Origin of the sequence: Synechococcus sp. R5-15, assembly GCF_047462035.1 — a bacterium.
Taxonomy (GTDB): Bacteria; Cyanobacteriota; Cyanobacteriia; order Thermostichales; family Thermostichaceae; genus Thermostichus.
Map to the genome: position 1 here is coordinate 1 of NZ_JANSIK010000163.1, position 9,342 is coordinate 9,342.

The window sequence follows — 9,342 nt, forward strand, 5'->3', positions numbered from 1 at the left end:
TTGCCAACTGCAGGGCTACCGAAAGCCCGCCCTGTACTGCGAAGCAGTCAGGGTCGGGTAGTTTACTGCCAGCTTTTTGCGCTTCTTGTACAGGAAAGCGAGATCCTTAGCCCAGGAGGTTGGCGGGCCGACTCAGTTGGATCCCCTGCGAGAGCTGGGGTTGAACTTGTGGGGGATCCTCACTTGGCCAATTTCCTTGGGGCTGGTCGTCTTCTCCTGCTGGGTGCTGTATCGATTTGGCCCCAGCCTGCGCCGACCCCAAATCCCGATTTGGCCGGGGGCCATCGCGGCCAGCCTACTGTGGGTTGGGGTGTCGTGGGGGTTGCGGATTTACGTGGAGCACTTTGGGCAGTTCAACCAAGTCTACGGGGCGGTGGGGGCAGTTATTGTGCTGCTGCTCTGGGTTTGGCTCACTTCCTTGGCGCTGCTGTTTGGGGATCAAATCAACATCGCCCTCTACCAGGCGCGAAAATGGATTGCAGAACGGGATCCCTAGCCCCACCCCAAATCCGAGTTATGGATGCAGACGGAAATTCTTTCGCCCACTCCTGAGCACATTGCCGTAGCGGCTGCGGCCTTGCTGCAGGGCCAGTTGGTGGCCATCCCCACGGAGACGGTTTACGGCCTGGCGGGCCATGGCTTGGATGAGCAGGCAGTGGCGAACATTTTTGCCGCCAAGGAGCGCCCCCGCTTCGATCCCCTGATCCTGCATCTGCCGGCTGGGGTGACCCTAGAGCAATTGCAGGGGTGGCTGGTGGACGTGTCGGCTTTTACTCCCGCCGCTCGCGCTTTGCTGGGATCCCTGATCGACACCTTCTGGCCGGGGCCCCTGACTTTGGTGCTGCCCAAGTGTCCCACCGTGCCGGATCTGGTGAGCAGCGGGTTGCCTACTGTTGCCCTGCGGGTGCCTGCTCACCCGGTGGCTCAAGCTTTGTTGCAGGCGGTGCAAACCCCTCTGGCTGCCCCCAGTGCCAATCGCTTTGGCCGCATCAGCCCCACCTCAGCCCAGGCCGTCTATGCAGAGTTGGGAGGGCGGATCCCTTACATCTTGGACGGGGGAGAGTGTGCCGTGGGCCTAGAATCCACCGTGCTAAAGCTCAGCCCCGAGGGGATCCCAACGCTGCTGCGCCCAGGAGGGATCCCACTGGAAGCCCTGGAGGCCCACCTGGGGTTGCCCATCCGGTTGCCCCCAGAACAGGCCCCCAAGGATGGCACAACGGGCCCGCCAGAAGCGCCGGGACGACTGAGCAGCCACTATGCCCCCAGTAAGCCCCTCCGGCTTTTGCCCACCCCTTTTGCCCAGCTTCAGCCCGGCGATTGGCAACAGGTGCAGCACCTGACAACCGGTCATTCCCACCTGGGCATCCTCAGCTTTGCCACGGATCCGCAGGCTCTGCTGAACACCCTCTCCCGCCATTGGCCGGGGATCACTTTCAGTTTGGAGTGTTTGGGTTCGGATCCCAAGGCAGCCGCCCGCGCCCTCTTTGCCAGCCTGCGCCGCCTGGATGAGGGAGATGCTACGCTCCTGCTGGCAGAGCCCCCACCCATCTCGACGGGGTTGGGCTATGCGATGATGGATCGGCTACGCCGGGCCAGCAGCCTTTCGCGTTAGCGTCGCTTAGCGATATGGAACTCTCTCCCCTCGTTGCCATCGTAATGGGCAGCGATTCCGATTTGCCCACCCTTGCACCTGCCGCCCAGGTGTGTGAGGAGTTTGGGATCCCTTACCAGATGCAGATCCTCAGCGCCCACCGCACCCCCGAGGCCATGGTAGAGTTTGCCCGCCGCGCCCATACCCAAGGGATCCGCGTCATCATTGCCGGGGCAGGGGGAGCAGCCCATTTGCCGGGGATGGTGGCCTCTCTCACCCCCCTGCCGGTGATCGGGGTGCCGGTGCTCAGCCCATCCCTGCAGGGGATCGACTCCTTATACTCGATTGTGCAAATGCCCAAAGGGATCCCGGTGGCCACGGTGGCCATTGGCAACGGCTACAACGCGGGTCTGTTGGCGGTGCAGATCCTAGCCAGTGGGGATCCCGATCTGCTCCGGCGGGTGATCGCCTATCGGGAAAGCCTAAAACAGGCGGTGCAGGAGAAAAACGACCAGTTGCAAACCCAAGGGTGGAAAGCCTACCTCGACTCTATAAAGCATAAGAGCATAATTTAAGGAGCGTTGATCTATCTTGCCGCTTGCAAAGGGCCAGATAGGGCCGAGTTTTGGGAGTTGCCATCGGTGAAGCATCAATCGGGTCGCCCTTCTTCCGGCCAGGGATCCTGGCCAGAATATCTGCAGCGGGTGGGGCGTGGGGCAGTGGAGACGGGATCCCAAGTTGCTCTGTGGATCCTATCGGGGCCACAGTGGCGGGTTTTGGCTCTGTCGGCCTTGGCGTTGGCAGGGCTGGCCTTCTGGAATGGGCGGCTGGCGCTCTCTCTGGGGGTGGGCACCTTGGTGATGTTGGGGCTACAGGGGGTGCGCAGCCCTGAGTTCAACCGCCGCTGGCAGGAGTGGCAAGCTTGGTTTCGGCAGGCGGATCGCTGGCTTTTGCTGGCAATTGGTTCGGGAGCAGCCGCCACCTTGGGCACCTACACCCTCATCTCCATCTGGGCAGAATCCACCCAACGCTGGCTGGCCACCGGTGCCATTCTACAGGGATTGGCCACTCTAGCCTTGTTGTCGCTGCTGTTTGGGGAGTGGCTCAGGGGCCGACAAGAGCGGCAACGGTCTCAATTGGAGCGCGACCTCAGCGACATTGCTTCTCCCGATCCCTTCCGACGGCTGGCGGGCGTTCGCCGCTTGCAGAGCTTAATGTCCCACCTGGATCCCGAGCAAACCCGGCTGGCGGTGGATTATCTGCGGTTGGCCCTCGACCAAGAGACGGTAGCGGTTGTGCGGGAAGCCCTGCTGGAGGCCCTACAGGGATGGGGGATCCTGCGCCGCCTCAACGATTTGACCAATCTCAAACACCCCAGCAGGGATCCCTCTTCAAACTAAGATAACGGCTGTCTTGGTCCTCAAGGGTTTGACTGGGATGATAAATTCAGTCCCTTGGGCAATCCGCCAAATAGATTGCTCACCTCAGGTTTAGCTAAACCGCCGAGAAGCCCCGCGCTGTATGCGTAGCAACCCTGCGGGAAGCTAGCTACAGGGTCGGGAGTATGTTACGCGGCATACCCCCTTTCCATCTAGGCTCAGGCTTGTCCCTCTGCCGCCAGCCCCATTGCAAAAAGCTTGCTTGGAGCTGGCCTGCAAGGAAGGCTAGAATCTTTTACTATGGGTAATCCTCTCCAGCCGCTCCCTTAGCCGCACTGTGCCAGCATGTATACCATTTCCGACTTTGACCGCCTGATCCAGTTTCTCCCAGTGGAGATCCGCCCTGAAGTGCAGATCGAGATCGGCACCCCTGACCAGTCTCGGGTTGTGCAGCCGCTGTGGCGCTTTCCCTGGCAGAAATACTCTCGCTTTGCCATTGACCTCAGCCGTTGGCAGAAGCTGAGCCCTGACCAGCAGAAGATCTACTTCTTGCGAGAAGCGGTGATGGCCACAGAGCTGGCTTTGGGGGATAACTGGTCGGCGTTGTTGCTGTATCCCGCCTTGATCGGGGCCGGCAGCATGGGCATTTTGGTGGAGCTGCAGATGGGAGATAACCTCGGCGTTGGCTTAGCAGCAGGCTTGGCCGCGTCAGCGGTGTTTCTGTTGCGCAAAGCGGAGAAGGGCCAGAAGGCCCAGGTAGCAGCCGACGAGTTTGCCGTGCGCTATGCCTCCCAGAATGGCTACACCTCCGAGCAAGCTGCTGCTATCTTGCTGAGCGCGCTGCAGCAGGTGGCCATCCTCGAAGATCGCGTCAAGAACGACTACGACACCACCATGCGCCGCCGCAACCTGGAGTTCTTGGCGCAGCGGGGTTTGGGATCCGGCACCTTGACCATCAATCCTAAGTACCGCAACAAAGGCCAGAGCTCCAACCCCGGCCCCAATCCTTACCAAAACCCCTTCCAGCGCTGAGTCTTCAAGGCATGCGCAGCTCCCCTTCTACCTCGAGGCGGGTGTAGGGGCCAACGCGAAGGAAGCGCTCCCCCAGCATCTCGGCGGCGGCAGGCTGGATCCAGCCCATGCGCTGCAGCAGGTGCAAAGCCAAAGCATATTTGGCCCGTGCAGCTCCATCCTGAACCTTGATGGCCAGGCCCATGCCTTCCCCTACCCGGCCAATGCATTGGATCCCTTCAGCACCCGATTTGCTCACCAGATCCCCTTGAGTGGCCCGCATCAATTCCGTGTCGAAACACCCCTGTCCGGCCACCATCTCCGGGTGATGGGTCATGGCCCGTGCTACCGATTCCAAGTCGGGCCGCTCGCCGGCGGTCAGTTGGGCGAATAGAGAAGCCAGGTGGTTCAGTTGCAATTGGTAGGTGGGCACCCCACAGTCATCCCGCGCAAACAAAAACTCCTCCGAGGGCATTTGCAGCAAATCCGCTAACTTGGCCCGCACCAGCGCTTGCACCGGATGCTGCCGCTGGGCATAGTCCGACAAGGTCCAGTTTTGGGCGCGGCTGGCCATAAGCATGCCGGCATGTTTGCCGGAGCAGTTGTGGCAAAGGGGGCTGGGCTTGCCGGGTGGGGTGGGGCAGACCAGCAAATCGGGAGATAGATCGGCCCGCCACAGTATGCTGAACACCTGCCGCGCATGAGCCGTGGTGCCCTGATGGGATCCGCACATGATGGCAATATCTTTCTCAGTGAGGCGGTAGCGCTCGCGGATGCCGGTGGAGAGCATGGCCAGCGCTTGGAAAGGCTTGAGGGCAGAACGGGCAAAGACGGGGGTGGTGCTGTTGCCGGCCATGGCCAGAGAACGCCCGCGGCTATCGGCCACGACAGCTTGGCAATGATGGATAGATTCGGTCAACCCCTCCCGCAAGACATGGATTAAGAGTTCAGGGGCGGTGGAACGATTCTCAAATGACATGAAAACCTGGGAAAGGGCTGACGAAGCTGGGAAAGAGGGTGTGTACTCTTCAAATCATACGCGCAGATCCTACGCGAGAAGTTGGCGGGATCCCCTAAAGTAGCAAAATGGAACCCTTTCGCTCGGATCCCTGACCTCTGCCATGTCCTCCAATCCCCTGGTGTTTTTGGTCTGTCACGGCAGCCGGGATCCCGATTATCAGCAGGCTTTGGCAGATTTGTTGGCCCGGGTGCAGCAGCAGCTGGCTCCCCAGCCGGTGGAGCTGGCCCAGTTGGAAGGTCAGCCTCTCACCCTGGCCGAACAGATTCAAGGACGGCTGGCAGCTTGGCTGGGCGCAGGCCGATCTCCCGATCAAGTGGTGCTGCTGTCGCTGTTTATGGGCGAGGGATCCCATGTGGAAGAGGATTTACCGGCTGCGGTGAAGCAGGTTCAAGCTCGCTGGCCGCGCCTGCCCATCCGGTTAACGCCTCCCATTGGCCAGCACCCAGCCCTCCTGGATCTGTTGGCGGCTCGCATTCTGGCTCCACAGTCCTCTTGCTCTGCAACGCTCAGGCGACCCGGCGAACGGGCCGATGCCTGGATTGTGCTCGGCCATGGCAGCCGTCTGTCGGGGTTTGCCGCCCAACTCCAAGCCGGGATCCAAGCTGTGCAACGGCGCTTGCCCGAGATCCCCTTGCATGTGGCTTTTGTTGCCCAGTCCCCCACCTTAGAAGCGGTCGTGATCCATTGCTTGCGCCTTAGCCAGTGCCGTCTACGGGTGCTGCCGTTTTTTCTCTTTCCAGGCGGTCTGCTGCGCGCCCTACAAGAACAGGCTCAGCGATTACAGCGGGAATGGCCTCTGCTCCAAATCCAGGTGGAGCCGCCCCTCTGGCGGGATCCTCAACTGATGCAGGCCATTGTGGAGACACTCCAGGCTTTTAGCCCGGCGCTGGAATAGCCGAATCTTTCCCGTTCCCTCAAAATGGATATTTCCAACAGCAATGACGCGACCAGGACTTGAGATGGGCAAAGTGTATTTGGTGGGGGCAGGGCCTGGGGATCCAGGGCTGCTGACGGTGAAGGGAAAGGCACTACTCGCCCACGCGGATGTGGTCATCTACGATGCTCTGGTGGGATCCTCCATCCTGGAGCTGATCCCGCCGACGGCAGAACGGATCTATGCTGGCAAACACTGCGGCGCTCACACCTTGCCCCAGGAGCAGATCACAGCCTTGCTGATGGAGAAAGCTCGGACGGCAGCCGTGGTGGTGCGGCTCAAAGGGGGGGATCCCTTCATCTTTGGGCGAGGCGGCGAGGAGATGTTGGCTCTGGTGCAGGCCGGGATCCCGGTGGAGGTGGTGCCGGGAATTACGGCGGGCATTGCCGCCAGCGCCTATGCCGGGATCCCTCTCACCCATCGCGACCTCAGCTCCTCAGTTGCTTTTGTTACCGGACATGAGGCGGCAGGGAAATACCGCCCTCAGGTCAATTGGCGGGCTTTGGCCGGGGCGGTGGAAACCCTGGTGATCTACATGGGCATGCACAACCTCAGCCACATTGCCGCTGAATTGTTGGCCGGAGGGAAAGCTCCCGATACCCCGGTTGCCCTGATCCGCTGGGGCACCACCCCTGAGCAAGAGATTCATCTGCTCCGCCTGCAGACTCTGGCTGGGCAGCCCTCGCCCGTAGCACCGCCTTCAATTGTTGTGGTGGGAGCGGTGGTCAGCCTGGCCGGCTTGTTGCCCACTTTGCGTCCGCCAGTCTCGTATTGCTCCGCAGCGCTTGCGCAACCGGAATCTCCATGAACGCCTTCTTTCGCAAGTTGGGTGCCCTCTTCTCCGCCTACTACGCCTACATGCTGGAGTACCGGGCCGAGCTGATCCTGTGGGTGTTGGCCGGATCCCTGCCCCTGATCATGATGGGGGTGTGGAGCGAGGCAGCCCGCTCAGGAGACTTCTCGCTGTCTGCTCTGGAGTTCATCCGCTACTTTCTGGCGGTGTTCCTGGTACGCCAGTTCACCATCGTCTGGGTCATCTGGGACTTTGAGCGAGAGGTGGTCGAAGGCAAATTATCTCCTCGCCTGTTGCAGCCTCTGGATCCCGCTTGGCACCATGTGGCCAGCCACCTGATGGAGCGCTTGGCCCGTCTCCCCTTTACCCTGGTTTTAATCGCCCTTTTCTTCGTCCTCTACCCCCGTGCCTTTTGGATCCCCTCTTGGGCCCAGGCGGGGCTGGGATCCCTGGCCATTCTCCTGGCTTTTGCCCTGCGCTTTCTCATGCAGTACACCTTGGCGCTGCTGGCCTTTTGGGTGGAGCGGGTGACGGCCTTGGAGCAGTTCCATTTTTTGATGTACTTGTTTTTCTCGGGGGTGATCGCTCCTCTTGAGGTGTTCCCACCCCCCGTGCGCCAGCTCTTGGCCTGGACACCCTTCCCCTACCTGGTGCATTTTCCCGCCAGCCTCTGGGCAGGGATCCCGGTGGATATTCTGGGCGGCTTTGGCATGGGCCTGGCCTGGGCGGGCCTGTTTTGGCTGGCCAATCGCTGGTTATGGCGCAAAGGCTTGCAACAGTACTCGGGAATGGGAGCTTAGAGGCCCAGGTTCAATCCCCCATCTTTACAGCCACCGTGGTTCTCAGCTTTCAACCAGACCACTTCTGAAACCACTATCATGGGTTCAGTCTCCGTAGCCAAATGACGAATCCTGTCCGTCTCCCTAAAATAGCGACAGATAACGGGTAATAGCGCTTTACCCTTTTCCCTAACAGCCTCCTCGAGTCCTCATGAAGCGTGTACTGGTCGTAGATGACGATCCCCTCTCCCTGAAGGTGCTGAGCCGCCACCTGACTCAGCATGGCTATCGGGTTTGTACAGGCGCTTCGGGTGTAGAAGGGTTGCGTCTGTTTGCCCAAGAGCAGCCGGATGTGGTGGTTTCAGATGTGGTGATGCCGGAAATGGACGGCTTCGAGTTTTGCCGACAGCTGCGCCAACAGCGCGGCGGCGAGCTCGTCCCCTTCATTTTTCTCTCTTCGCGGGGAGAGATCGATGACCGAGTTCAGGGCTACGAGCGGGGGGCGGATGACTACATCATCAAGCCCTTTGAACCCCTGGAGTTGGTGGCCAAAATCGAGGCCCAGATTGAACGCTCCCGCCGCACCCAATCGGAAATTTTGCGGCTAATCCAACAGCAGTCCCAGCCAAAACCCGAAGCGGACCCCCGCCCCACCCCACCCGAATTGCCTCTGACCCCTGCTGAGGAGCGGGTCTTTCGGGAAGTCATTCGCGGCTTCACCAACAAGCAAATCGGCGAGAAGCTGTTCATCAGCCCGCGCACTGTGCAAACTCACCTGACCAACATCCTCAGCAAGCTTTCTTTGGAAAATCGCTCGCAACTGGTGCGTTTTGCCTACGAACGGGGCTACACCGCCGAAGAGGAGCCGGGCCAGAAGGGATCCCTTTCAGGCCAGGTGTAGCCTCAAAACAGCACGTGGCGCTTTTCGCACCCGGCAGGGGATCCGCTCCTTGCCCAAGCGGACAAATGCCTCGTAGCGATGGCAGCCGGAGAACCCATAATACTCCCCTTCCACTTCCAAAACCTCAATGGGCTCCTGTAGGCCGACTGCTTCAATGGAAGCCATCAGCGCCTGCACCTTATCCGGATCCGTTTGCCGCGGCAAAGGGCGGCGAATTTGGGCAAGGGGAATCTCGCGAATCTGCGCCATGTTGAACTTTCTCCCTAAGCAAGCTACTTAATCATACTCGTTATGACTTTGCTCTATCAAGACTGGCAGAGGGGATGGATTCTCAGGCCAGAGCATGGCAGGATAACACCATTCCTCACTGCTCTCTCCCTCAGTAGCCAACCCAGCCATGTGGCAACTGCTCAAAGCCTTATGGGGAAAGATCGCCGGCCAAGCCCCCCCTGCACCTCCCGCTGCCGCGCCACGACCACCCCTTGACAAGAGGCTGGTTCAGCAGCCCTCTCCCCGGAATGTCCCTGCTGCAGAGGCCGCCCGCAGAGAAGAAGCCCCTGAGCCCACCCCAGAACATCCCGCCCCAAAAGTTGCAGTAGCTCAACGGGGTGAGGAACCTGTGGTGTGGATCCCTGCTCAGGAAAAATCCCCAGACTCCCAGGCAGTAGAATCCCCCATCGGCCCGGCTCAACCCACCTCTACGGCCAAAAGCATCAGCAGCTTCTGGGCCATGACCGACACCGGATCCCGGATTTCCTGCATTGCTGCCACCACCGACAGTGGCCGTGCGGTCAGCTCCATTGCGACTGCTAGGCTCCGCCAACCGGAATAGCGACCGGGATCCCTCTGGCTCCAGAAAAAAACTTCAGCTAGAAATCGCAGGAGCCCCGCACTGTACCCGTAGGGTCAGTGTCGGGAGGAATGCGGAAGTTA

11 protein-coding genes are annotated in these 9,342 nt (G+C 60.4%); 9 read left to right on the forward strand and 2 right to left on the reverse strand.

Annotated elements, in window-relative coordinates; all coding sequences use genetic code 11:
• The first annotated feature begins 136 nt into the window (after positions 1-136).
• The 5 genes from NW839_RS12265 (at position 137) to NW839_RS12285 (ending at position 4,002) form a co-directional block, all read left to right on the forward strand.
• Positions 137-496 carry a YihY/virulence factor BrkB family protein gene (locus NW839_RS12265; RefSeq protein WP_414329154.1) on the forward strand — a complete coding sequence of 120 codons (360 nt, stop codon included), beginning with the start codon at positions 137-139 and terminating at the stop codon, positions 494-496.
• 24 nt (positions 497-520) lie between these two features.
• Positions 521-1,612, forward strand: a complete 1,092-nt coding sequence (locus tag NW839_RS12270) for an L-threonylcarbamoyladenylate synthase (RefSeq protein ID WP_414329155.1) — start codon at positions 521-523, stop codon at positions 1,610-1,612.
• A gap of 14 nt (positions 1,613-1,626) precedes the next feature.
• Complete coding sequence (gene purE / locus NW839_RS12275; RefSeq protein ID WP_414351697.1) at positions 1,627-2,166, forward strand: 5-(carboxyamino)imidazole ribonucleotide mutase; 540 nt, start codon at positions 1,627-1,629, stop codon at positions 2,164-2,166.
• A gap of 66 nt (positions 2,167-2,232) precedes the next feature.
• Positions 2,233-2,991 carry a hypothetical protein gene (locus tag NW839_RS12280; RefSeq protein WP_011432665.1) on the forward strand — a complete coding sequence of 253 codons (759 nt, stop codon included), beginning with the start codon at positions 2,233-2,235 and terminating at the stop codon, positions 2,989-2,991.
• A gap of 324 nt (positions 2,992-3,315) precedes the next feature.
• Positions 3,316-4,002, forward strand: a complete 687-nt coding sequence (locus NW839_RS12285) for a DUF3318 domain-containing protein (RefSeq protein ID WP_414329157.1) — start codon at positions 3,316-3,318, stop codon at positions 4,000-4,002.
• Positions 4,003-4,006: 4 nt separating this feature from the next.
• On the opposite strand, the gene NW839_RS12290 is transcribed toward NW839_RS12285, so the two are convergent.
• Positions 4,007-4,960: an asparaginase gene (locus tag NW839_RS12290; protein ID WP_414343721.1), complete on the reverse strand. Its 954-nt coding sequence runs from the start codon at positions 4,958-4,960 to the stop codon at positions 4,007-4,009.
• A 142-nt stretch (positions 4,961-5,102) separates the two neighbouring features.
• Here NW839_RS12290 and NW839_RS12295 point away from each other — a divergent pair, with 142 nt between their 5' ends.
• The 4 genes from NW839_RS12295 to NW839_RS12310 all read left to right on the forward strand — a co-directional run bounded on the left by NW839_RS12295 (position 5,103) and on the right by NW839_RS12310 (position 8,409).
• Positions 5,103-5,897: a sirohydrochlorin chelatase gene (locus tag NW839_RS12295; RefSeq protein ID WP_414351699.1), complete on the forward strand. Its 795-nt coding sequence runs from the start codon at positions 5,103-5,105 to the stop codon at positions 5,895-5,897.
• Positions 5,898-5,940: 43 nt separating this feature from the next.
• Entirely contained in the window at positions 5,941-6,744 is an 804-nt protein-coding gene (gene cobA / locus NW839_RS12300; RefSeq protein ID WP_414380682.1) for a uroporphyrinogen-III C-methyltransferase, read from the forward strand.
• A complete protein-coding gene (locus tag NW839_RS12305) occupies positions 6,741-7,529 on the forward strand; it encodes an ABC transporter permease (protein WP_414351701.1) in 789 nt (262 codons plus the stop codon). Before cobA ends, NW839_RS12305 begins: the two co-directional genes overlap by 4 nt.
• Positions 7,530-7,719: 190 nt before the next feature.
• Positions 7,720-8,409, forward strand: a complete 690-nt coding sequence (locus NW839_RS12310) for a response regulator transcription factor (protein ID WP_011432676.1) — start codon at positions 7,720-7,722, stop codon at positions 8,407-8,409.
• On the opposite strand, the gene NW839_RS12315 is transcribed toward NW839_RS12310, so the two are convergent.
• Positions 8,395-8,658: a sulfiredoxin gene (locus NW839_RS12315; RefSeq protein ID WP_011432677.1), complete on the reverse strand. Its 264-nt coding sequence runs from the start codon at positions 8,656-8,658 to the stop codon at positions 8,395-8,397. The genes NW839_RS12310 and NW839_RS12315 overlap by 15 nt on opposite strands.
• Positions 8,659-9,342 lie beyond the last annotated feature (684 nt).